Annotated in this window: 23 protein-coding genes; 17 read left to right on the forward strand and 6 right to left on the reverse strand. The window is 60.1% G+C overall.

Going from position 1 to position 24,126, the window contains the following annotated elements; genetic code table 11:
• Positions 1–5: 5 nt before the first annotated feature.
• On the reverse strand, positions 6–275 hold the full coding sequence (locus F758_RS0131540) for a glycosyl hydrolase family 28-related protein (RefSeq protein ID WP_024511639.1): 270 nt from the start codon (positions 273–275) through the stop codon (positions 6–8).
• Positions 276–909: 634 nt separating this feature from the next.
• On the opposite strand from F758_RS0131540, the gene F758_RS0131545 reads away from it, so the two are divergent.
• The 14 genes from F758_RS0131545 (at position 910) to F758_RS49960 (ending at position 14,048) form a co-directional block, all read left to right on the forward strand.
• Positions 910–2,280: an ABC transporter substrate-binding protein gene (locus F758_RS0131545; RefSeq protein WP_035723667.1), complete on the forward strand. Its 1,371-nt coding sequence runs from the start codon at positions 910–912 to the stop codon at positions 2,278–2,280.
• 68 nt (positions 2,281–2,348) lie between these two features.
• Positions 2,349–3,329, forward strand: a complete 981-nt coding sequence (locus F758_RS0131550; RefSeq protein WP_024511641.1) for a carbohydrate ABC transporter permease — start codon at positions 2,349–2,351, stop codon at positions 3,327–3,329.
• Entirely contained in the window at positions 3,326–4,285 is a 960-nt protein-coding gene (locus tag F758_RS0131555) for a carbohydrate ABC transporter permease (RefSeq protein WP_024511642.1), read from the forward strand. The genes F758_RS0131550 and F758_RS0131555 overlap by 4 nt, the downstream gene beginning before the upstream one ends.
• Positions 4,282–4,482: a hypothetical protein gene (locus F758_RS0131560; RefSeq protein WP_024511643.1), complete on the forward strand. Its 201-nt coding sequence runs from the start codon at positions 4,282–4,284 to the stop codon at positions 4,480–4,482. Before F758_RS0131555 ends, F758_RS0131560 begins: the two co-directional genes overlap by 4 nt.
• A 4-nt stretch (positions 4,483–4,486) precedes the next feature.
• A complete protein-coding gene (locus F758_RS0131565) occupies positions 4,487–5,584 on the forward strand; it encodes an ABC transporter ATP-binding protein (protein ID WP_024511644.1) in 1,098 nt (365 codons plus the stop codon).
• The gene (locus F758_RS0131570) at positions 5,577–6,602 is read left to right on the forward strand and encodes an ABC transporter ATP-binding protein (RefSeq protein WP_024511645.1); all 1,026 of its coding nucleotides are present in this window, start codon (positions 5,577–5,579) and stop codon (positions 6,600–6,602) included. The genes F758_RS0131565 and F758_RS0131570 overlap by 8 nt, the downstream gene beginning before the upstream one ends.
• A gap of 12 nt (positions 6,603–6,614) precedes the next feature.
• Complete coding sequence (gene dhaL, locus F758_RS0131575) at positions 6,615–7,235, forward strand: dihydroxyacetone kinase subunit DhaL (RefSeq protein WP_024511646.1); 621 nt, start codon at positions 6,615–6,617, stop codon at positions 7,233–7,235.
• Entirely contained in the window at positions 7,232–7,624 is a 393-nt protein-coding gene (gene dhaM / locus F758_RS0131580) for a dihydroxyacetone kinase phosphoryl donor subunit DhaM (RefSeq protein WP_024511647.1), read from the forward strand. Before dhaL ends, dhaM begins: the two co-directional genes overlap by 4 nt.
• 35 nt (positions 7,625–7,659) lie before the next feature.
• Complete coding sequence (locus tag F758_RS0131585; protein WP_063614969.1) at positions 7,660–7,965, forward strand: HPr family phosphocarrier protein; 306 nt, start codon at positions 7,660–7,662, stop codon at positions 7,963–7,965.
• On the forward strand, positions 7,965–9,584 hold the full coding sequence (ptsP, locus tag F758_RS0131590) for a phosphoenolpyruvate--protein phosphotransferase (RefSeq protein WP_035723672.1): 1,620 nt from the start codon (positions 7,965–7,967) through the stop codon (positions 9,582–9,584). The genes F758_RS0131585 and ptsP overlap by 1 nt, the downstream gene beginning before the upstream one ends.
• Positions 9,577–10,002: a hypothetical protein gene (locus F758_RS0131595; protein ID WP_024511650.1), complete on the forward strand. Its 426-nt coding sequence runs from the start codon at positions 9,577–9,579 to the stop codon at positions 10,000–10,002. Before ptsP ends, F758_RS0131595 begins: the two co-directional genes overlap by 8 nt.
• Positions 10,003–10,026: 24 nt before the next feature.
• A complete protein-coding gene (dhaK, locus tag F758_RS0131600) occupies positions 10,027–11,010 on the forward strand; it encodes a dihydroxyacetone kinase subunit DhaK (protein WP_024511651.1) in 984 nt (327 codons plus the stop codon).
• A 1,542-nt stretch (positions 11,011–12,552) separates the two neighbouring features.
• Positions 12,553–12,837: a hypothetical protein gene (locus F758_RS49955; protein WP_157450228.1), complete on the forward strand. Its 285-nt coding sequence runs from the start codon at positions 12,553–12,555 to the stop codon at positions 12,835–12,837.
• A gap of 920 nt (positions 12,838–13,757) precedes the next feature.
• Positions 13,758–14,048 carry a hypothetical protein gene (locus F758_RS49960; RefSeq protein WP_024511653.1) on the forward strand — a complete coding sequence of 97 codons (291 nt, stop codon included), beginning with the start codon at positions 13,758–13,760 and terminating at the stop codon, positions 14,046–14,048.
• A gap of 458 nt (positions 14,049–14,506) precedes the next feature.
• On the opposite strand, the gene F758_RS44880 is transcribed toward F758_RS49960, so the two are convergent.
• From F758_RS44880 to F758_RS0131635, 4 genes are all read right to left on the reverse strand, one after another.
• Positions 14,507–17,008: a branched-chain amino acid ABC transporter ATP-binding protein/permease gene (locus F758_RS44880; RefSeq protein WP_035723678.1), complete on the reverse strand. Its 2,502-nt coding sequence runs from the start codon at positions 17,006–17,008 to the stop codon at positions 14,507–14,509.
• Positions 17,005–17,874: a branched-chain amino acid ABC transporter permease gene (locus F758_RS0131625; RefSeq protein WP_024511654.1), complete on the reverse strand. Its 870-nt coding sequence runs from the start codon at positions 17,872–17,874 to the stop codon at positions 17,005–17,007. The genes F758_RS44880 and F758_RS0131625 overlap by 4 nt, the downstream gene beginning before the upstream one ends.
• Before the next feature lie 78 nt (positions 17,875–17,952).
• Entirely contained in the window at positions 17,953–19,206 is a 1,254-nt protein-coding gene (locus F758_RS0131630; RefSeq protein ID WP_024511655.1) for an ABC transporter substrate-binding protein, read from the reverse strand.
• 136 nt (positions 19,207–19,342) lie between these two features.
• Positions 19,343–19,609, reverse strand: a complete 267-nt coding sequence (locus F758_RS0131635) for a hypothetical protein (protein WP_024511656.1) — start codon at positions 19,607–19,609, stop codon at positions 19,343–19,345.
• On the opposite strand from F758_RS0131635, the gene F758_RS0131640 reads away from it, so the two are divergent.
• Positions 19,608–20,789 carry a glycoside hydrolase family protein gene (locus F758_RS0131640; RefSeq protein WP_024511657.1) on the forward strand — a complete coding sequence of 394 codons (1,182 nt, stop codon included), beginning with the start codon at positions 19,608–19,610 and terminating at the stop codon, positions 20,787–20,789. The genes F758_RS0131635 and F758_RS0131640 overlap by 2 nt on opposite strands.
• Before the next feature lie 33 nt (positions 20,790–20,822).
• Here the strand turns inward: F758_RS0131640 and F758_RS0131645 are convergent, their stop codons facing one another.
• Entirely contained in the window at positions 20,823–21,917 is a 1,095-nt protein-coding gene (locus tag F758_RS0131645; protein WP_024511658.1) for a LacI family DNA-binding transcriptional regulator, read from the reverse strand.
• Positions 21,918–22,235: 318 nt separating this feature from the next.
• Between F758_RS0131645 and F758_RS0131650 the strand changes: the two genes are divergently transcribed.
• Together F758_RS0131650 and F758_RS0131655 are read left to right on the forward strand one after the other, a co-directional pair.
• Positions 22,236–23,378 (forward strand): CaiB/BaiF CoA transferase family protein, encoded by a 1,143-nt coding sequence (locus F758_RS0131650; protein WP_245286639.1) that lies wholly within the window; start codon positions 22,236–22,238, stop codon positions 23,376–23,378.
• A gap of 78 nt (positions 23,379–23,456) precedes the next feature.
• Complete coding sequence (locus tag F758_RS0131655) at positions 23,457–23,909, forward strand: MaoC family dehydratase (RefSeq protein ID WP_024511660.1); 453 nt, start codon at positions 23,457–23,459, stop codon at positions 23,907–23,909.
• The last annotated feature ends 217 nt before the right edge of the window (positions 23,910–24,126 follow it).

The following is a 24,126-nucleotide window of genomic DNA, read 5'->3' on the forward strand; positions in this document are numbered from 1 at the left end:
TCAGGCTATTGTGTCCTGGAACGCCTCCCAGGCGCGTTCGACTCCGCGGGATCATAGCCTGACCTTGTCCCTTCGCGCGGAGTGCCAGCGGCTACGATCACGCTGTCATGGTCGAGATAAAGCGAAACTGCGCTTTTCAGGCGAAGGGAGTAGCACACGTAGCGACCGGTGGAAAAATAGACCATGCCGCCCGTTGCCTCGATGGTCCGATTGATCGCCGGCAAATCGATGGCTTTGCCGTCCCCAACAGCGCCGAATTCACGCACGTCGAACACTGTACCGGCACCGGAAGTCGGAGTAGCCGCGCCGGGCTCTTACGTACAAGCGCGATCGATCGCCTCGTAGTGACACGTGGTCCAACTGGAAGGAGCGCCCAGATCGCGCAGAGATTGTCGTTTCCTCAAGGAAGCGGGTGGTCAGGGGCCTGCTTCGGGTGCGCGCCGTGCACAGGGCGCTGTGGGCAACACGATGTCCTTGACGAAGCGCACAACGCGAACGTGGGAACTCGCTACCGCCACGACAAGTCCAGGTTTATTTCTGTGATTAATAATCATCGGATAAACTTCTGACTCGTCCAGATGCGGGAGCTCGTTAGATCGTCAAACAAGCGTGCGATCAAAGATAGGACAGCATATCAGGCACATTTCCGTCGTCCGAACGCGTGTTGTCGTCTCAAACTCTCCCTTGACGACACTTCCGAATTGGTGTCGAATGTTTAGTAATAAACTAAACTGAACATCGCGCCTGGAGGCGGCCCAAGGACAATCGCGATCGCGCGTGAAGTGCGCATTGCTGGCTTTCCTTAGATCCAATTCGCCTCAGCCCGCTCGGGCTTCGATGCTTTCAGCCGGCTCCGGATAATGGCGGTTCGGAAGTTGGCGGGGAAAACGCGTCAGGAGAGGAAAGCACATGCGAAAATCTGCGGCTAGAAAGTCGTCGAAGTGGGCAGGCGGCGCGCTTGCTCTGTTTGCGGGTGTCACATTGTCGGCTGTCGCAACCCAGCCGGCTGCGGCGGAGAGCAAGCAGCTCACGCTATGTTGGGCGGCGTGGGATCCGGCCAGCGCGTTGGTTGAGCTGGGCAAGGACTTCACCAAGCAATCCGGCATCGAAATGAAATATGAGTTCGTGCCCTGGACGAGCTATGCCGATCGCTTCCTGAACGAGCTTAATTCGCACGGCAAACTTTGCGACCTGATCATCGGCGACAGCCAATGGATCGGCGGCGCCGCGGAAAACAACTGGTACGTCAAGCTCAACGATTTCTTCGATAAAGAGCACATCTCCATGGACGACTTCGTGCCGGCAACCGTGGTCGGCTATTCGGAGTGGCCGAAGAACACGCCGAACTACTGGGCGCTGCCCGCCATGGCGGATGCCGTGGGTTGGACCTATCGCAAGGACTGGTTCTCGCGTCCCGAAATTCAGTCGGCCTTCAAGGCGAAATATGGCCGGGATCTGGCGCCGCCCAAGACCTATGAGGAGCTAAAGCAGATCGCCGAATTCTTCCAGGGCCGCGAGATCGACGGCAAGAAGGTCTATGGCGCCTACATCTTCACCGAGCGCGGCTCAGAAGGCATCACGATGGGCGTGACCAACGTCCTCTATAATTATGGCTTCGCTTACGACAATCCCAAGAAGCCGTACCAGATGCAGGGCTACGTCAATTCACCCGACGCGGTGAAGGGACTCGAGTTCTACAAGGAGCTCTATAGGTGCTGCACCGCGCCGGGCCTGACAAATGCCTATATGCAGGAAGGCCTGGACGCCTTCAAATCCGGGCAGGTCGCGATGCAGATGAACTGGTTCGCCTTCTTCCCGGGTCTCTACAAGGATCCGAATGTCGGCGGAGAAAAGATCGGCTTCTTTGTCAATCCGGCCGGTCCGAAAGCCCACTTCACCCAGCTGGGCGGGCAGGGCATCTCGGTCGTCGCGACCTCTGACCATAAGGACGACGCGCTCGCCTACATCAAGTGGTTCGCGCAGCCTTCCGTGCAGCAGAAGTGGTGGCAGCTCGGCGGCTACTCGGCTCTGAAGGCGGTGGTCGATGCCACCGACTTCCCGAAGAGTGCGCCATTTGCTCCGCAATTTCTGGAGTCGATGGCGATCGTGAAGGACTTCTGGGCCGAGCCGTCCTACGCGCAGCTCCTGCTCGACATGCAGAAGCGGGTGCATGACTACGTCGTTGCCGACAAGGGCACCGCGCAGCAGGCGCTTGATCTGTTGGTCAAGGACTGGACCAAGGTCTTTGGCGAGCAGGGCAAGAAGGTCGCCTCGGAATAGCGCAGTGTGAACCGGCCTCCCCGAGGCGGATCCCCGGGGAGGCCGGGAACGAGCCGGTGCACGAGAGCATGACCACGATCATTCACCCAGAGAACGCCGCGATCGAGGGCATTGGCGAGCCTTGCAAGCGCCGCGCAGGCGTGGCTGGCAAGACTTGGCGAGCGCGCGGCCTGTCGGACCGCGCCATTGCCTGGCTGTTCGTCGCGCCGACGATCGCACTTCTACTCGCCATCAACATCTTTCCGTTGATCTGGATGATTCGGCTGTCCTTCACCAGCCTCAACCTCAGCATGTCCTATCTGCCGCTGCGGTTCGTTGGGCTGGACAATTTCCAGGACATTCTGACGGACGAAGACGTCTGGGCTCGCCTGCAGACGACGGCGCAATTCGTGATCTGCTCGGTCGCGCTGCAGGTGGTGGTCGGCTTTGGGCTCGCGCTGCTCATCAACCGCCAGTTTCGCAGCCACAGTTTCTGGACCACCATCATTCTGCTGCCGATGATGCTGTCGCCAGCCGTGGTCGGCAATTTTTGGACACTGCTGTTCCAGCCGCAGATCGGGCCGTTCAACTACCTCGTCAGCCTCTTCACCGGCTTGCCGCCGAGCTCGTTCTCCATGACAGGGGAGGTTGCGCTTGCGCCCTGGACCATTGTCTTGGTCGATACCTGGATGTGGGCGCCTTATGTGATGCTGATCTGCCTCGCCGGCCTGCGCTCGATCCCCGACTACATCTATGAGGCGGCCGAGGTCGATCGCGCCTCATCTTGGCGGCAATTCTGGTCGATCACGCTGCCGATGACGGTGCCGTTCTTGATGCTCGCGGTGCTCTTCCGCGCGATCGAGAATTTCAAGATGTTCGATATGGTCAATCTCCTGACCTCGGGCGGACCGGGCTCTACCACCGAGCTGGTGTCGATCACGCTCAAGCGCGCCGCGTTCGAAAAATGGCGCACCGGCTATTCTTCCGCGCTTGCCATCATTCTGTTCGTGACGGTGTTCGGCGCAGCCAACATCTACGTCAAGGCGCTCAAGCGGGTGAAGCAACGATGAGTGCGATTGCCAAATCCAACGCCCATTCCATCGTCGAGGCCAGCCCGCGAGCGAAGGCGATCGCCGGCACAATTGTCATTCTCTATGCGGTGATCTCGATCCTGCCGCTGCTCTGGATCGTGGCAACGGCCTTCAAGTCGCAGAGCGATGCGATCGCCTATCCGCCAAAGGTGTTCTTCCAGCCAACCCTGGAAGGCTACGTCAACCTGTTCACCATGCGTACGCGCCAGACGCCGGATTTCATCGCCAAGCTGCCGCCGCCGACCACCTGGTACGACAAGCTGGTGCGCCAGCATGACATGGTGATCGCGGGGCCCTCGAAAGTGGTGCCGCGCTTCATCAACTCGCTCATCATCGGCTTCGGCTCGACCTTTCTCGCCGTGTTCTTGGGAACGCTCGCGGCCTACGCCTTCTCACGCTTCCGCATTCCCCTCGCCGACGATCTTTTGTTCTTCATCCTGTCCACGCGCATGATGCCGCCGGTCGCGGTCGCCATTCCGATCTATTTGATGTACCGGCAGCTCAACCTCACCGATACCCGGCTCGGCATGATTCTGCTCTACACTGCCGTGAACGTGTCCCTTGCAGTGTGGTTGCTCAAGGGGTTCATCGACGAGATCCCGCGCGAATATGAGGAAGCCGCCCTTGTCGATGGCTACACGCGGTTGCAGGCGCTGCGCAAGGTGGTGCTGCCGCAGGCGGTGACCGGAATTGCCGCGACCGCGATCTTCTGCTTGATCTTCTCATGGAACGAATACGCCTTCGCCGTGCTGCTCACCAGCGGCGAGGCGCAGACCATGCCGCCCTTCATTCCCTTTATTATCGGCGAGGGCGGCCAGGATTGGCCGGCGGTCGCGGCCGCAACGACGCTGTTCGTGATGCCGATCGTGCTGTTCACCGTCCTGCTGCGCAAGCATCTGTTGCGCGGAATTACCTTCGGAGCGGTGCGCAAATGAGGGCCTTAAACGTCAACAAGAGCAGATTGTCGCGCGTCTTCCGGCGCGGGCCCTGGGAGGCACTCGCCATGACCCTGATCGCCGGCGGAATCATCATGCTGGTGCAGCCGTTCTCGATCGATCTCTACAGCTATTCATTCGTGACGATTCTGGCCGGCACGCTCAGCTTTGTCGCGGTCAGCCATTTTCCGGAGTAGGGCGATGGTCGACATTCGCGTCGAAAATTTGCGCAAATCCTTCGATCAGTTCACGGCCGTGCAGGGCTCGAACTTCAGGATTCCAGATGGCACCTTCTTTGCGATGTTGGGGCCCTCCGGCTGCGGCAAGACCACGACCTTGCGCATGATCGCAGGGCTTGAGCTGCCGACTGAGGGACGCATCCTGCTTGACGGCGAGGATGTGACCTTTCATCGGGCTGCAGCGCGCGACATTGCTTTCGTCTTCCAGCTATTCGCGCTGTATCCGCACATGAACGTCGCGCAAAACATCGGCTTTCCCCTGAAATGCGCGAGCATGAGCCGTCGCGAGATCCGCGAGCGCGTGGCCGAGACGGCGCGGCTGTTGCGGATCGAGCATTTGTTGTCGAGCAGGACCTCAAAGCTCTCCGGGGGCGACCGGCAGCGCGTGGCGTTAGGGCGCGCGATAGTCCGCCGGCCCAAGGCGTTCCTGATGGACGAGCCACTAGGCGCACTCGATGCCGAGTTCCGCCATCTGATGTGCAGCGAGCTGCGCGATCTGCATGATCGCATCAACGCGACCACGATCTATGTGACGCATGACCAGATCGAGGCGATGTCGATGGCGGACACGATTGCGATCATGAACCGCGGCCGTATCGAGCAGATTGGCTCGCCGCAGGAAATCTATGACCGGCCGGCAAGCCTGTTCGTGGCCGACTTCATCGGCTCGCCGCCGATGAATTTCCTAAAGTTCGATGCGGGGCTCAAGTCAGGTGATCAGGCGATAGACTTCCATGCGACTCGTATCGCGGTCCCCGAAATCCACGAAGCGCGCGCCACCGGCCCTCTCGTGCTCGGCGTGCGGCCCGAACACATCGGCTTTGCCGAGGATGCGCCGGTGCGCGGGCGGGTATTCGGCGCAGAATATCTGGGCACGACGCAGATTGTCACGGTCGATACGCCCTACGGCCGCGTGGCGGCGCGGCTGCCGTCGCACCTCAAGGTCGCGATCGGCGAGGCGGTCGGCCTCAACTTCCGCTGCGAGCGCCTGGCGCTGTTCGATGCGGTGAGCGGGGCGGCCATTCGCACGGCCAGCTTTGGAGCAACCGCCCATGACTGACGTCGTGCTTCGAAACATCAGCAAGCGTTTCGGCAGCGTGGAGGCCGTGCGCGACCTCTCTCTTTCGGTGAACGACGGCGAGTTCGTGGTGCTGCTCGGCCCCAGCGGCGCCGGCAAGACCACGACCTTGCGACTTATCGCCGGGCTTGAGCAGCCCGATTCAGGCTCGGTGCTGATCGATGGCGAAGACGTGACGCGCGATCCGCCGGGCACGCGCGACATCGCCTTCGTGTTCCAGCAATACTCGCTGTATCCCCATCTCTCAGTATACGATAATCTGGCCTTTCCGCTGCGCTCGCCGGCGCGGCGCGTGCCGGAGCGCCTGATCAAGAAGCGCGTCGAGCAGACGGCCGAGCTCCTGCACGTATCGAGCAAGCTCAAAAACTCCGCAACGCGGCTGTCCGGCGGGGAGATGCAGCGGGTGGCGATTGGCCGCGCGCTGGTGCGCGACCCTGCGATCTATCTGATGGATGAGCCGCTATCCTCGCTGGACGCCAAGCTGCGCGCCGAGTTGAGGCTCGAGCTGAAGCGCATCCAGATCGAGTTGGGGGCGACCATCCTTTATGTCACCCATGACCAGGTCGAGGCGATGACCATGGCATCCCGGATCGGCGTGATCCGCGATGGCAAGCTGCTTCAGCTCGGCTCGCCGCGCGAGATCTACGAAAATCCAGCCGACAGCTACGTCGCCTCGAGGCTCGGCACGCCGCCCATCAATTTTCTTCCCGCACACCTCGTTCCTGATGTGGCGATGCCTGATGGCACGGAGATGCTCGGGATCCGCACCGAGCACCTGGAGATCGGGAAAAGGAACGGCGGAACACTGGTCGGCCGCGTGCATCGGGTCGAGCATCTCGGTGAGCAGAATCACGTTCACCTCGAGTATAAGGGCAAGATGCTGGTGACGCTTGCCGATCCGCATCAGCCAGTCGATGCCGGAGAGGACGTCGAACTTCGTCTGAAGCATCCGCTCTATTTCGATGCGGCGGGACGACGGATCCCCGCCGTCATACAATGAGGTCTTGACCCGATGACGTTACGGCCCGACACGTTCAAGTCTCTTGTCAAGGTCGCCGCCGAACAGGTGATCGCAAGCGCGCCAGAACTCACCGCGCTCGATCAGGCGATTGGGGATGGCGACCACGGCACCAATATGAAGCGCGGCTTCGAGGCCGTGCTGAGCAAGCTCGATGCGATCGGCGCGCAGCCGCTGGACGAGGCGTTCAAGACCATCGGCAAGACGCTCGTGATGACGGTTGGCGGGGCTTCCGGCCCGCTCTATGGCTCGTTCTTCCTCGCCGCTGGCGAGGCGCTAGCGCACAAGAAGCTGCCGGAAGATCTGGCCGAGGTGTTCGGCAGCGGCGTTAATGCGGTCAGTGCGCGCGGCCGCTCGCAAGCCGGCGAGAAGACAATGCTGGACGTGCTTGTCCCGGTGCTCGAGACGTTGAAGGCAGATGCCGGTCGCGGCGACGTGATCGAACGCGTACGGACGACGGCGGCCGAAGCGGTGGCGCGGACAGCTCCTATGCGGGCGACCAAGGGTCGCGCCTCATTCCTTGGGGAACGGAGTGTCGGACATGTCGATCCCGGCGCAAAATCGAGCTGCGTTCTCCTGCAAGCAGTCTGCGCGAGCCTGGAGGCGCAGCGATGAGCGACACGGTGGGTATTGTGATCGTCTCCCACTCCAAGGACATCGCCAAGGGCACCGCCGATATGGTGCGGCAGATGGTCGGCAGCGAGGTCAAGGTGGCTTATTGCGGCGGCAATCCCGACGGCGGGCTTGGCACCAACGTGTCCCTGATCATCGATGCCATCAACGACGCTTGGTCCTCGAAGGGTGTTGCGATCCTGGTCGATCTTGGGGGAGCGGAGACGAACAGCGAGATGGCGGTCGAGATGCTGGAGCAGGAACGGCGCAAAATGGTTGTCGTGTGCAATGCTCCCATTGTGGAAGGCGCCGTGATGGCGGCGACCGAGGCGGCCGGCGGCAGCTCGCTGGAGCAGGTGAGGGCGGTGGCGGAGGAACTGAGTGCCGGCTGATGCGATGCGGCAGAAAGCAGTGATTGGATATGAACATGCTTGAGACATCCGCGAACGAGCCATTCGTCACCGGCAAGGTGAGGCTGCTGCATGCGGCGGGCATGCATGCCCGCCCGGCGGTGAAGCTGACAAAATTGGCCAAGCGGTTCCAGGCCCAGATTTCCATACGTGCTTCAGAGACGGCCGACTGGATCAATGCCAAGAGCGTTGCGAAGGTGATGGCGATGCGCGCACCGCGCGACTCCACCATCGAGATCAAGGCGCATGGTGAGGATGCCGAAGCGGCAGTGGCTGCGCTAATCAGCCTCGTTGCCGCTGATTTTCCAGAAGCGAGCGCGTGATGATACGTGCGGATGTTGCAGGGCTGGCGTATCGCGGCAGGACGGCATCGATCGGCTTTGCGCGCGGCCCCTTCATCCGCTTGAGGGCCGGCGAGAACGCCGCGCGCACCGCGGGTTCACCCTCGGATGAGGCGCGGGCCCTGCGTGATGCCATCGCCGCCTCCAGCGAGCAGATCGCAAAGCTCGCGGCCGCGGCCGGCGGCGAGGCCGCCCAGATCCTGGAATTCCAGGTCGCGCTGTTGGAAGACGATGATTTTCTGGATCCCATCCTTGCGGGAATCAGCGAGGGAGCGCCTGCCGATGCCGCTTGGTCGTCGATGCTCGACGAGCAGATTGCAGATTACAACGCGGCGTCCGACGAATATTTGCAAGCGCGCTCGTCGGACCTCGCCGATTTGCGCGATCGCGTACTGCGTATCTTGCGCGGCGCGGAAAAGCAGGCGCCCAGGATCCCGAGCGGCGCTGTCATCTGTGCCGATGACCTGCCGCCCTCGCACTTTCTGGAAATCGATTGGTCCGGCGGTGGGGGCCTTGCCCTGTTGCGCGGCAGCCCAACCAGTCACGTCGCGATGCTTGCGCGTGCGCGCGGGATTCCCATGGTCGTGCAGCTTGGGGCTCTCCCGAATGCCGCTATGGCGCTGCTCGATGGCGAGAGCGCCATGCTTGAGCTCGATCCGAGCGCGGAGCAGATCGCGCTGTTCGAGCGGCGACGCGAGGCTCATCGCAAGAGCCGGGCTTCCGCCCGCGCCATCCTGCGGAGGCCGGGGGCGATCTGGCGCGGCGAGCGGATCAAGCTGCTGATCAACATCCAGCGGGTCGAAGATCTTGATCACACCGATGCGCAATATGCTGACGGGATCGGTTTGATGCGCACGGAATTCCTGCTCTCCGCTCCCGACGGCATGCCGGATGAGGAGACGCAATATCGGACCTATGACGCCGTGCTGCGCTGGGCCGACAAGCGGCCGGTTACCATTCGCACCTTCGATGCCGGCGGCGACAAGCCGATCGCGGGCTTCACGCCCCAAGGCGAGGCCAATCCGTTTCTGGGGGTGCGGGGCTTGCGGCTTTGCCTCGCGCGGCCGGACGTGTTCAAGGTGCAGCTGCGGGCCCTGGCGCGCGCGGCGGTGCGCGGCAATCTCAAAGTCATGTTCCCGATGGTGACGGTGCCCACAGAGCTGGAGGCCGCGCGCGCCCTGTTTGGCGACGTCGTTGCCGACTTGCAGGGGGCCGGCATCAGCGCGCTGCTGCCGGAGCTTGGAATAATGGTGGAGGTTCCGGCCGCTGCGATGGCGATTGCAGACTTCAGGTCGTCGTTCTTCTCCATCGGCTCGAACGATCTGGCACAATATCTCCTCGCATGCGACCGCTCCAACGGGGCTCTTGACGCATTGGTTGATCCGCTGCATCCGTCCGTCCTGGAATTGATCGCGCGAACGGCCGAGCACGGCGCACGGGCGGGGCTTCCCGTCAGCCTCTGTGGCGATATGGCGAGCGATCCGCGCTGCATCCCGGCGCTGCTACATTGCGGATTGCGTGAGCTCTCCGTCAATGCGTCCGCGCTCGCGCAGATCAAGCAGACCATCGATCGCATCAGCCACGGAGGGGCCGATGGCTGACGTGGCACTCGATGCGGATAGCGAAATTGGCGCGGTTGCGGCCTATAAGCGTATCTTCAAGGACGTGCTGGACAGCCGCCCCTCGGGGATGCGCATTCGGCTTGCGCACGCCATGGGCAAGAACCGCAGCTTCGTCAGCCAGATTTCCAATCCGGCTTATCCGGTGCCGATCCCTGTGCACCATCTCAATACGATCTTCGATGTCTGCCATTTCCCGCCCCAGGCAAAGGCAGCGTTCCTCCGAGCTTACGCGCGCGCGCATCCGCGCCGGCTCGGCCGGCTTGCGCAAAGTCCACACGAGCGAATGCTGACGCTGCATCTGCCCAATCTCGGCAGCGCCAAGAAAAACGCGCAGCTGGATGCATTACTACAGGAGTTTGCACGGCGGCTGATCGCGATTATGCAGGACGAAAAATAAATCTAAAAGTCGCGGGGAGGACATATGAAGAAATTCATCAATTCCGCAGAAACCATGCTGGCGGAAAGCCTAGACGGCTTTGCCGCTGCGCACGCCAATATTGTGGCGCTTGGCGGGGAGCGAAAATTTGTGCGTCGGCGCGAACCCAATCTGCAGAAGGTCGCGTTGGTGTCCGGCGGCGGCAGCGGCCACGAACCGTTGCATGTCGGGTTTGTTGGCAAGGGCATGCTCGATGCCGCCTGCCCGGGTCAGATCTTTACGTCGCCGACACCTGACCAAATCGTGGAAGCGGCAACGGCTGTCGGCGGCGAGTCGGGAGTGCTGTTCATCGTTAAAAACTATGCCGGCGACCGCATGAATTTCGAGATGGCCGCGGAAATATTTGAAGGCAAAGCTGCGAGCATTGTCACCAATGACGACGTGGCGGTCGACCGGTCGACTTACAGCACCGGTCGGCGCGGAGTGGCGGGCACACTGGTGATCGAAAAGATCGTCGGCGCCGCGGCAGAGAAGGGAGTTGATCTGGAAGGCTGCGTGCAGCTTGGCAATGACGTCAATGCGAGAACCAGATCGATCGGCGTTGCACTGACAAGCTGTACGGTTCCGGCGGCTGGCACGCCCACTTTTGCTCTTGGCGAAAACGAGATGGAGATGGGGGTCGGCATTCACGGGGAACCCGGCCGGAGGCGGGTCAAGCTAACCCAGGCCAACGATATCGCAGACGAAATGATCAGCGCCATAGTGAACGACTACGAGGGCCGAATCTCCGGCCCCGCGCTGCTTCTGATCAACGGCTTCGGCGGCACACCATCGCTTGAGCTTTACCTGATGTACGACGCGGCACGACGCATTCTCGAGAAGCGTGGTATCGCAATTTCGCGCTCACTGGTAGGATCCTACGTGACTTCGCTCGAGATGGCCGGCTGCTCGATGACGCTCACTATGCTCGACGATAAGCTCACCGCGCTTTGGGATGACCCCGTGCACGCTGCAGCACTCAGGTGGTGATGGGACATCAGGACGAGGCCGTGGAGGCGCATTGATTCGTCTGCACGGCTGCGGCTTGGCCGTGCTGGTTGAGTTTTATTGGGGTGAAGGCTGCGGCGCGCATTTTGGCAGACAAGTCAAGGTCCGCGAGCTTTCTTCGCCCCGGCGATTGACATCAAAGTCCTCTGCATTGAACAGGGGAGTTCTCTAAGGTGGGTAGAGCTACCGGAGCATTCCGAGGGTCTCGAGATGTCCTCGCATATCGAAGCGGTGATCCCGAGATAAGGCTTGTCCCAAGAGCGTGGGTGTTGTTGGCCATAGGAATTCTTCGCGTACTCAACGCATCCTCTCGTTGAGCGGACCCGATTGTTCTGACTGCATTCTGAATTATCCGCGAGACACCACAGGACGTTCTGGGCCTGCTGTCCCTTGGACGCGACGAATGTCCAGCTCTACAGCTTCATTATCCGGCCCTAATTGGGCTTTGGTCTCACCCCGCGGTGACGCGGGTGCTTCTGGCCTCCTCGCTCGGCAGCTCGACAGCTGGAATTATGGCTCACCCTTGTGGTCGACCCAGGCGACCATTGGTGGTTCGCAGGGAAGTCATCTGTTGTGACGCTGGTCGCCGAGATCTGCGAAATAGGCTACATCGCAGCGCAGCAGTTTAGGCCCTATTGGCCATGCACCACTTTGCTAGATCGACCGCACTCATCCGAAGACCCGGCCCCTCGACCGAGGTAGCTGAGTAGCCCCGCTCTCTGTAGGAGCACGCTTCATCTATTGCCTGCTCCCTCGCTGAGAAAAAGCGGGACTGCTTTGCGTTCTGTTGCTTATCGACATAACGGAAGAACCAGCGATCGGCCATTTTTTTCTCCGACAAGGATAATAGCCAGTGGCGAAAAGCCCGGCGGCGTTGGAACCCCCGGGGGATCGCAAATATAAGTCCGACATCAAACCTACCCAGCTTAGCGTTCGCATCGGATGTCGTCTGTTCGGCACCCGACAGAACGGCCCGTGAATGCCTCGGAATTCTTCAACGCAGATTTCCGCTCGTTAACTTGCGTGATCACCGACCAAGAGCTGCACCGACTGACAGCGCTGGCCAGCTTTCGCACAGCGACTTCTGGGACGAATGAGGGGCGGTCGGGGAGATGTTTCACTCGCATCGACTGCCTCAATTGCTCAACCGACCGCTCGCGCGCTGAAGTGACCTCAGCAGGTAGATCATTCCTTTGATAAATGCTGCTGCGGCCAATCGACCCCCATTGCCGTGCCCCGAGAACCTGTGCCGCGTAGGCGACCAACTGCTGATGTTGGAGTTCTGTCCAGCACATACAGACCCACTTGGCGGTGTCAGGCTGTACGCTCGACTTGCTAAGCAGGTTGGGGGAACACCGCGGGGCCGGCGGAAGATCGCGGACGCCGCGGTCACGAGCCAGGAGTGCTGCTGTCGTGGGTCACGCAGTTTGGTGAGATAAACCGACCCACCTCTAACATAGGTTAATTGCGGCCCAGCAGACCTAAGATCATGATGGTGATGGGCAGGGTTGATTGGAGGCGAACGTGCTGAAGATCTTCCTTTCGTTATTGGCATTGTCGGGAATCGCAAGCTCCTCTTACATCTTCTTTGCAGCGCGCTCGGGCCACGACGACAAACCTCACGAGGCTCGATATGTCGAAAAGGGTTGGTCGAACGAGAGCGGGAGACACCAGAGTGGAAATGACGAGGGTGGAAATCATGGTGGCGTACATGGCGCGCCGGGGCCCATTGCGGGGGCTGGTCTTCCAGTGATTGCAGTTGGCTATGGCGTCTACTGGCTCATGAGGCGGCGTCGTAAAACGGACTGAGAACTCTGAGCGAAAGCTGGCGACCTGGAGGATCGCGGCTCTTTACCAACCACGGCACGTGTCACCTTCGCGGTGGACACATTTTGTTACCAGGCTCCGCTGATGCAGTTGAATATCGCAATAGCTCTGTCTTGGAGCGTTTTTGTCGCTGGGTTTCTTCTTGGCTATAGTGTGAGGGCGTTTATTTCAGCCAAACACAGGGCGCGAGCACTGCGTCGCAGCCGGCATGACTTCATCGAGCATTGGCCGTTAGACGAGCTTCGTGTGGCCGTGCCCCCGCGCGGTGAGACGGATCGATCGCCACGGCCTTGATACGCCGCAGCGCGACCAGATGGTTGCGCTTTTATGGACATCCGCGAACGTCCGAGCAAGTCGTGCCCCGTACGTAGGAACCGTGATCCGGTATTTCTTCGCGGGCTTCTTGTGCGGCGTTGGGGCCGGCGCACGTTAAGGCGATGCAGCCCCCGGCCTTACGCCAAACCGCGCGATGATCGTCGGGGCGCCGCGCCCGACCAGCGACGCCTGCGTTACCGCGCGTCTCGCTCTTCAGTAAGAGCGGCTCGCGTGCCGTCTATGACTTGGGAGCGGAAAGACCCTGGAACCATTGAAGTGATTTCCGCACCTTTAGGGACGGACACAAAGAGAGGCGCGACGCTCCGGTGAAGGTGGCGGTAAGAAAGCACACTCCCAACACTCGTTGGCTTTCGGAAGCCAGCAACAGTGAAGCATTGGCGGGGAGCGAACTGCCGCTTGGAGCTATGATGAGCAAGCGCGGAATACCTCCAGCGGTAGCACGCTGCTGAATTTGCGTGGCCAATTTACCACGTTAGCTCAAAAACTGTCCACCTTTGGCAGTCTCTGCTGACATCCATGGCTCCAAGCGTTTAGGACGAAATTCGGCGCAACCGGAGGAGCGTCCTATGTCCTTCTTATGGAAAGCTTTTGGGAAACCCCAACCGTCTGATGATGGGCGTCAGCCAATTTCTCGTGCAGAACTGGAAGCGACGATCACCGAGGTAATTAGAAAAGCGGACCGAACTTGTGAATGCTTTGGAGGTGTTATCATTCAGCCAAAGGCCGCGCCTTTCGATACGGAATGGGAGATCACAGGAATTCGGTTCGGTCGCTCCGACGTAGATATTGCCAGGAAGGCGCTGGCGATAGTCGAAAAGCACATGCAACGCCAGTTTCGGCTTTCAAAGACGGATTAAGGTCTGCAGTTCTCACTCGATGATCGGTAGAGGCAGGATAAAGCGAGGCTTGTGCTCCGCGGGCGGGCTTCAGCCGATAGAGCAAGGAGCATTGATCTTCTCGATATAGACGTGACCGTACTGGACCGGCTGGACGCGTTGGCGGCCTTGACCATTTTGCGTGTGGCGACGTCTGGATCGTGAACGAGGCCGCTTCTCGACGAAGTTCGTGCGGCTCCACTAGCTCTATCCGCGTTGGCTGCTCTTTGCAGGAGTTGACCTCGGCAGTGACACGGCCCACCGGCATCAGGTCGACGGCGCTCGCCGCGGCCGTCGAGAGGTCGAGTACCCGGCCACGGTCGCAGCCGCGTTGCTCACATTGCCCACAACAACAGCAGCAGAAAACCGGCTGGTCGCAATCCGACGCGCCGCCAGCGACAGAATACTTCACGGAGGGAGTAGCCCAAGCGGTGAACACGTCACCCGACGCCGAGCAGCCGATTTTGTGTCTCGACGTCGTTTTGCAATGCCGTACAGTCGCCGGCGTAGGAAATTTGGCCATTGACCATGATGTAGGCCCTATCGGCCAGATCGAGCACGAGATCCACCTTATGCTCGACGAGCAGGATGCTAGTTCCATGGCGAAGCTGTTCGATCGCTGCCAAGACCTCCGCAACAACTGAAGGAGCGAGACCCTCAAACGGCTCGTCAAGCAGTATCAACTTCTGCGGGGCGCAGAGCGCGCGAGCGATCGCAAGCATCTGTCGTTCGCCGCCGCTCAGGTTCTCGCCGCGTGCATCCTCGCGCATGCGCAGCTTGGGAAACAGCGCATAGATGTCATCGAGTGACCAGCCTCCCTCACGCTGCGCAAGTGCAAGGTTCTCGGCAACTGCGAGATTCGGAAATATACGGCGTCCCTCCGGCACGATGGCGATGCCGCGCCGATTGATCCGATCCGGCGACAGTGAGCTTATATCACTGCCAGCGAACGTAATACTGCCCTTCGTTGGTCTGAGGAGGCCCATGATGGTCTGCAAGGTCGTCGTTTTGCCGACGCCATTGCGCCCAAGCAGGGCGACTACTTCGCCTTCGCGCACCTCAAGGTCGATGCCGTGAAGAATACGGCTGGAGTTGTAGCCGGCGTGGATGCCCTTAATCGTGAGCAGAGGGGGGCGCGTCCTTGCTGGGGTCTTAGTTGCTGCCTGTTGAGAACGACGCGCGCCGTGGCGTCCGAGATAGGCCTCGAGCACCTTCGGATCGTTGGCGATCGCGAACGGCTCTCCTTCTGCGATCACGTGGCCTTGATGCAGGACAGTAATCCGGTCGGACAGCGAAAGAACGCGATCGATATCATGCTCGATCAGCAGCACGGTGTGGCTATGCGAAAGTTCTCGGATCAAGGTTCCGATCCGTTCGCGGTCGGCGTCGCCAAGCCCTGCTAAAGGCTCGTCCAGCAATAGCAGCTCGGGGTCGGTAGCTAGCGCCACCGCGATCTCAAGCAGGCGCTGTTCTCCATGAGCAAGGTTCGAGCACAGCTCGTGTGCACGCTCGGCAAGCCCCACCGTCGCCAGGAGCGTCCAAGCTTTATCGCAGACCCCAGACAGCCGATAGGAATCTCGCCAGAGCGACATACGATAGGGGGAGCGCGCTTGCGCCGCGACCCGCACCGTCTCGAAAACGGTAAGATTGGTGAAGACGCTGACGATCTGAAAGGAACGCGCCAGCCCGGCATCGATGCGCTGATGCGCGGGCATTCTCGTGATGTCGCGACCGCGAAATCTTAGATTGCCGCCATCGTTCGGCAGAAGCCCGGTCAGCATATTGAAGAAGGTCGTTTTGCCGGCGCCATTTGGACCGATGAGGCTGTGCAGTGTATGCGCCTTCACCTCAAGTTTTACGTTATCGGCAACGACGAGCGAGCCGAACCGCTTTGACAAGCCCCCAACCTCGAGGACTACGCCGTCTCCGGCGGAGGAAGCCGCATCTTCGATATCGAGCAGGCTTCTGAGCTGGTCGGGCCGCGGCGGAATTGCATCGGCCGTCAAGGTCCAGCGCTGCCCTCCCACGAAGCGAAGCCAGAGTCCGGAGAGGCCCTCCGGCGAAAGCAGGATAAAGGCGATCAGGATCACGCCGAAGAACAGCCACCAGTGTTCTGTGACCGAGCTCAACTGATCGCTGAGCAGGATGAAGATGACAGCTCCCCAAGTCGGCCCGAGGAAATGATGGATGCCGCCCAAAATCGTCATCATTACTGGGTCGCCGGCATGCTGCCAGTTGAGGTTGTCGGCATAGACACTCTGGATCAGGAAGGTGAGCAGGCTACCGGCAAGACCGATGACGGTGGCTGAGACGACAAATGCTACGAGCTTGGTACGCTTGGTATCGTATCCGAGACAGCGCACACGCTGCTCATTGTCTCGCAGCGCCTGCAACACGCGTCCGAACGGCGAATGAGCGACCCGCCAGATCGCGTACATGCCACCGAGTACAATCGCGACCACGAAATAGTGGTAGGCCAGGGGCGAAATCAGGCTGGAGCGTGAAATGCCCTGAAGACCATTTTCGCCTCCGGTGAGGTCAGTCCACTTGAATGCGATTTCGTAGAACAACTGCGTAAAAGCCAACGTGAGCAGCGAGAAATAGATACCGCGCCGCCGCAAGATGAGAAGCCCGATGACGACGCCGAGTACAGCGGCCGTTATCGTGCCGAAAACGATCGACAGATACATATTGTCGAACAGATGGAGGACCGCGAGCCCAGCGGCATAGCTTGCTGCGCCAAAAAAGGCCGAGGCACCGAACGAAACCATTCCGGTGTAGCCGAGCAGCAGGTTAAATCCGACGCCGTAGAGGGCGTAGATTGCAATTTCCGTCGCAAGACTTGTGGTCGAGCCGATGCGCGGCAAAATGAACGGCAGAACTACGAATACGATGCCGGCGGCCAGAATAGGATGCAGAGTCAATCGGCGAGCCGGCTTCATTCAAATCGCTCCCAGCTCTCGCCCAGCAGTCCGCGCGGCCGGATCAGAAGAACGACGATCATGAGCGCATACATCACGGCAGTTGATGCCGCTGGCCAAAACTGAATGGACAGCGCAACCGATATGCCGACCAGAAGACCGCTGATCACAGCGCCGCCAAAACTGCCGAGTCCGCCGATCGTGACGACGACGAAGGCCGGCATGATGGCGGCTTCCGACATCGAGGGCACAACGCTCCAAAGTGGCGCGGCAAGCACGCCCGCGATGCCGGCAATGGCCGTCCCGAGACCGAATACCGCGGTGAAGACCCTCTTGAGGTTGATGCCCAGCATGCTCACCATCTCGGGATCGCGGCTGCCAGCGCGAATAATGCGGCCATAACGCGTTCCGTGGAGGAACAGCCAAAGCGCCGCAAGAATAAGCATCGTTACGACAAGCACGAACAGGCGGTACTTTGTGACGAGTACCGGCCCCCAGATGATAAAGCCCGACAGAAAGGCAGGTGGGTTGAACGGCCGTCCCGCGGCGCCCCAGATAGTTCGGATCAGTTCTTCGATAAAGAGCGCAATGCCGAACGTCATGAACAGCCCAAGCAGGGGTTCCTTGCCGTAGAGGGGACGCATGAGCGTCGTCTCGATGGCCATGCCGAGAATGCCAACCCCAAGTGGCGCAAGCACGATCGCCCATGGGCCGAGATTGTCGCGCAAGGAGAGGGCGAAATAGGCGCCGAGCGCGAAATAGACGCCGTGGGCGAAATTCACCACGCCGAGCATCCCAAAGATGATTGAGAGTCCGATCGCGATCAGGACGTAAAGGAAGCCGAGCACGAGCCCATTGACGACCTGAGAGATAATTAGCTCGGTCATGTGCTATCCGCTTGCAGGTCAGAAAGATCGGCGGGACGGCCTTGCCGCGGCGCCGCCCAAGTGATGAACGTCTCCCTGTCAGCTTTTAAAGACACAGCCGATCTCAGCCTGGCTGCCGTATGCCGCCTCGAGCTGGGCTGGATCCTTGGGATATTCGCTATCGATATTAAAGTAATCGTACTTGTCGGTTATCTTGTCCCTGACAGTTGCGACCAGCAGCGGCTGGACGAGTTGATGGTCAAAATTGCGGAAACCGATCGGAGCATCCTTGTAGCCATCGAATTTATGCTCTTCGAGGAAGCCAGCCAGCTTGGATGAGTCCGTCGATTTGGTTTCCTTGATCGCGGTGAGGATCGCCGTTGCACCGAACCAGTCCTGCCAGCCCTCGACTTCGGGCGGCGCCCCAAACTTCTTCTTGTAGGCGTCGACAAACTCCGCGCTGCGCTTGGTAAGGTGGGGACCTGTGTAGTTCCACAATTTCGGATACGTTCCGAACGATGCATCAGGCCCGGCTGCCCACAGATCACTATCGTTCACGATCGGCGAAGAAAGCCCCATTTGCCTCGTGAGACCGATCTCGTGCATCTGCTTCAGCAAGTTGGTGAGGTCGGTTCCGCCTAGGCCGACATAAAGCACGTCCGGCTTGGCCTGGCGCACTTTCAGGATATAGGAGCTGAAGTCGGTGGTCCCGAGCGGCGCCTGATCATATCCAAGCACCGTTCCGCCATCCTTGACGAGAACGTCTTTCATTTGATTGTAGGCATCAATGCCCCAGGCATACGAGGCAACGATGAAATACCACTTCTTTCCCCGCTCTTTCAGCTGAGGGTAGACACTCTGGACCGTCACCTTGTTTGGAAGGTCGACGCGGAAGGTGTATTTGTTGCAGTTCTTCCCGGTGATTTCCGTGGCGTTCGGCCCGGTGGCCATCAAAAGCATCTTTGCCTGCTCAGCGACCGGCATGATGGCGAGAACGTCTCCGCTCGATACACCGCCCTGGATAGCGGCGACCTTCTCTTCCTCGATCAGCTTGCGCATGTTTTGTTGGGTCGATTGCGGACTTGATTCATCCAGCCAGACGATCTCGATCGGTCTATCCAGCACGTGTCCGCCGAAATCGTCGACGGCGATGAGCGCGCCGTTGTGCCCGGTCTCGCCCTGGATTGCGTACGGTCCCGATTTGGGCAGAAGCATGCCGATCTTGATTGCTTCAGCGGCCCTGGCCGTGACGACGAACGGTGCTGCGATCTGGCTTACGCCGATGGCAGCCCCTGCCAGGAGCGTCCGGCGGCTGATGCCTAAGGGGCTGCTACGATATTTGCTGTCCTTCATGAGCTTCTCCCTTTGTGTCCTTCGGCCCGCTTATGTCTGCGGTCTTGAGGCTCTTTACGGCGACAAATGCGGATGAAATCCGGGCTTTGAGCGGCCGATAGCTGCCGTGGATCGCGCATTGGCAGCCGCAAAACGCTTACGACATCGGGCTCTCCCCAACGATTTGGCGGGTCAACCCTAGTTTGAAATCGATTTCTACGAAAGACGTTCCGCTCAACATATCGGCAAAACCCCAATTCGTACGAAAGGACAAGCCGTCCTCTGGCCGCGTGCATTGCAACAGCGCTTGCGATGCCCCAAAGAGGTTTACACTGAAATCGTTTTCTGGAATAGCGGGTTCGTCGATCGGCTGGGCGTTGCGGTCGAAAGACTTTTCCGGTGGGTGCGAGCGAGGCAGTACCATGACGGACCGGCTCTTTTTGGATGCGCTCGACCTGTGCGCTCGAAAGCTCTTGGAGGACGAGCCGACGCTGGGGGTGTCCTTTCCTTACATAACGCTCCCCTCAGGAGCTTGGGCCACGATGCCGGCTTCGGTGTCGGCCGGTTATCACGACGGCAGCTGGAGCCACGGCAACTGGTTTTGCGGTTTTTGGGTCGGGCTCTTGCTGATCGCCTATCTACGCACTGGTAACGAGAAATATCTTCAGCTGGCCGATCAGCGCCTTTTATTGGTCGCGCCCCGCGCTGGCGACGGCAACACGCACGACATTGGCTTCATCTTCTATCCGAGCGCCATCGCGGCGCACCATATTACGGGCAATAAGCGCTATGGAGATCTCGCGCTTCGCGCCGCGAACCAATTGCGACGCCGCCTGATCATGACCCCGAAAGGAAGTTATATCTCATCATGGGGGCCGCTGGACGATGAGCGGGGACGCCGTTCCTCTGCGATCGACACCATGGCGAATCTGCCACTGCTCTACTGGGCCGGCGTGTACGGCAGCGACGCGAGCTTTATTCTAGCCGGCGAAGCCCACGCAAGCATGACTCGCAGTGCGTTCATTCGGCCCGACTATTCCACCTATCATGCAGTCGAATATGATGTCGCCACGGGCGGGCGCAGGCGTGGCTTCACATTCCAGGGTTCGGCTGACGAATCCTGTTGGGCGCGGGGACAGGCGTGGGCCATCTACGGCTATGTTCGCACAGCCGAGGCCACCGGCAAACGCGAGTATCTCGAACTGGCGGAGACCCTGGCCGACTATTACTTCAGGCGAGCGGGTCCAGATCTGGTTCCATTTTGGGATTTTGATGATCCTGCGATCCCCGACGCGCCGCGCGATTCCTCCGCCTCAGCAATAGTTGCCTCGGCGCTGCTCGATCTCGCGGCGCTGCATCCGGACGACCAAAGGTCCACAAAATGGCGCAGGCAGGCCTTCGATATGTTGGCCGTGCTCTGTCAGCGCTATCTCGCGACCGAACCCTGGCATCGCGGGCTGTTGAGGGAGGGCTGCTATTCGAAGCCGCACAACGAGGGAGTTGCGAGCGCAGTGATGTTTGGTGACTTCTTCTTTGCCGAGGCGCTCTGCGGGGCGGTGATGCCGGGCAGGTTGAGGGCCACTCCGCGGCGGCTCGGATCCTGAAGCGATGGAGTGCACGAGCGCGTCAAATACAAACTATTTCGGGCGAGCTTTTATGCTCTTTCGCCGCGCGCTCGCAGGCCTCGAGCGGGGTGGGGCGGTCGATGCGCGCATAATGAGGCGGAACGGCAGTTGCACAGTTTTGGGGATCGGCAGGCCCTCAATGGCATTAATCAGATAGTCGGCCGCACCGCGGCCAATTTCCGCAGCGGGAACACCAATCGTGGTGAGCGGCGGATCGACCTGCGCAGACAGCTCGACGTCGTCGAAGCCGGCGATCGAAAGCTGCTGCGGCACCGTCAATCCAATCTTTCGCGCTTCCGCCATCGCTCCGATCGCCAGCATATCGGTGGTGCAGATGACTGCGGTCGTATCAGGATGATCGTTCATCAATTGTCGGAGCGCGCTCCGCCCCTGAGCCAGCGAATAATCGGTACGAATAATTTGGCTCTGTTGAAGCGAAATGCCAGCGTCCGCCAGCGCCTTCTGGATGCCATGGAGCCGGGCGCGTGATCGGTCATTCGCCGGCGGGACGTTGGCGATCGCGCCAAACTGCAGATGGCCGAGATCAAGCAGATACTGCGTGAGTTCCCGCGTGGCGCGCTGATTGTCGATCCCGATGGCCGGAATACCGCCTTGCGCCTTCGACACATAGGTCGTGATCACGGGGACGCGGGCCTGTTCTATCAAGGCCCTAAGCTCGGGTGCGTGTGAGCCGCCCACTAGAACAATGCCGTCGATGCCCCGCTCGATCAGGCTTTGCATCTCCTGCAGTTCACGCCGTTGATCATATTGCGAATTGGCTATGAACAGCGTGTAGCCGTTTTCGCTGAGCCGGTTCTGCAGGGCCTCGACGCCTTCGGCAAAAATGCTGAGCCCGAGCGTCGGAACAATTGCTCCGATGGTGCGCATCCGACCTGACTTCAACGCCCGCGCGGCGCTGTCGCGCGTGTAAGACAGGCTCGCGATCGCACGGGCGACTCTCTCGCGCAATTCGGGCCGGACGATCTGCGGATGGTTCAGGACGCGGGATACCGTTGCCGGCGAGACGCCGGCTTGCCGAGCAACATCCTCGATCTTGACCCTTGCATTGAGGTGCCCCCGGGAATCCTTTGCCGGCTTCTTGTCCATCTCAGCGCGCTCGTACGGCTCGTCTGCTCATTGGGAGTGTGGGGTTTTCGGGCGGCCCATTGATTGGTTCCGCAAGCCTAAGACATCAGGCTGTCCGCTTGAAGGGCGGTGCCAAATGACGCGGTGGGTAAGTCTGGCAAGCTTGCCTATGCCATCGGCCGCCGGACGGCCGTTACCCCTCGTCCGCTTGACTCCCCCGAGCGGACCTGCCTATCCTGAAAACGATTTCAGAGATTACCGCTAGGCCGCACAGGAGCGCAACATCCCATGGTCGATCTCCTCAAGGGCATCCGCGTGTTGAGCTTCAACCATTTCCTGATGGGACCAGTCGGTGTTCAGTTTCTGGCGGACCTGGGAGCCGACGTCATCGCCGTCGAGCCGCCCGAGGGCGCGTTCCACCGCAAATGGGGCGGCGCCGACAAGCGCATCGATGGTCAAACGATGCTGCTGCTGACCGGCAATCGTAACAAGCGCAGCTTGACACTGGACCTGAAGAGACCGGAGGCGGTTGAGGTTGCAAGAAAACTCATCGCGACATCTGACGTCATAGCCGAGAACTTTCGGCCAGGGGTGCTCGATAAGCTGGGGCTCGGCTTCGAAGACGCCAGGAAGATCAAGCCGGATATCATATACGCCGCGGCATCCGGCTATGGTGCGGACGGGCCCTACGTCAATCGGCCCGGCCAGGACCTCCTCATTCAGGCACTCTCGGGCCTAGCCATGATTACGGGGACGCGCGAGCACGGCCCACGCGCCGTTGGCGTCTCTGCCGTCGATCATCATGGTGCGGCCCTGTTTGCTGCGGGCATTCTCGCCGCGCTTGTCAAGAAGGAACGGACGGGGCGGGGGTGCCGTGTCGATGTGAGTCTGCTGTCGGCAGCGATAGACCTGCAGATGGAATCCTTCACTTGCTATCTTAATGGCGAGCGGCCCGATGACGTGCGTCAGCGTGGCTCAATTGCAGGTTGGTATTACGGCGCGCCCTACGGTATCTACGCCACGAACGACGGTCATATCGCGATCTCGCTCGGCTCTCTTGACACGTTGAACGACACGCTCGGTATCCCCCGAGATCAACGAGTTCCTGAGGAGGAAGCTTATCGCCAGCGCGACAAGGCTGCGGCTGCGATCGCTGCGAACCTCGTACACCGAACGACCTCCGAATGCGTCGCCCTGCTGGAGGCGCACGGCATCTGGCACGCGACGATCAAAGATTATGCTGATGTCGTTACCGATCCGCAGGTTGCACATAACAAGAGCTTTCAGACCGTCCGCAGTGTAAGCGGTTCCCCGATCACGCTCGTCAGCCATCCGGTTCGATACGATGGCGAAGTCCCCGAAGTGCGGTTACCGCCGCAAGAACTCGGCGCCCAATCCGAGGAGCTCCTCGAGGAGTTGGGCTACAACGCCCAAGAGCGGAAGTCGCTGTACGCCAAGGGCGCGGTCGGCAGCCCCGCATGATTATTCCCGATTTAGGACTCTGATCGACGCCGGCGCGCAGGTGCGACGACCATCGTCACGCAAGATAGAGGCAATCAAATGACTGCAATGCATGCGAAAGTTGGTGATTTCGTCAAATTCTCAAAGACTGTCGGGGAATCCGACATCTACCTGTTTGCCGGACTGACTGGCGATCTTTCGCCGAATCATGTCGATGACGAATTCATGAGCCATTCAATCTACGGACGGCGCATCGCCCATGGCGCGCTCATGATTGGATTCATGTCCACCGCGTCGACTCGGATGATTGAGGAAAGCCTGCGCAAGGGTATCGATTCAACGCCAGTTTCGCTTGGTTATGACGGCATTCGCTTTCTCAAGCCAGTCTACATCAACGATACCGTGACGGTGACCTATACGATCAGTGAAATCGACGCGGACCGCCGACGGACGCTTGCCAACGTCGAGGTGAAAAACCAGCGGGGCGATTTGGTTGCCGTCGGCAAGCATCACCTGAAATGGACGGAGAACATCAAGGAGCGGGCGGTTTGAGCTGATACGGACCCAAACGCAGTCCGTGCAGCTCTGCTGAAGGCGCTGTCACGGCGGGAACAGGGATTTCGATCATATCGATGCGTCTTCAGTTCATCAGGAACTTTGCAGGATGGCATCCGGATCAGAAACCAATGAAGATTGGCTCTGTGTTTTCAGCCGCAATTTTTGTCCTCGCTCTGACGCTCTTCGCCTCGCCCGCGAAAGCGCCCAACGC

The sequence above is a fragment of the Bradyrhizobium sp. ARR65 genome (genome assembly GCF_000472385.1).
In the GTDB taxonomy this organism is placed as follows: domain Bacteria; phylum Pseudomonadota; class Alphaproteobacteria; order Rhizobiales; family Xanthobacteraceae; genus Bradyrhizobium.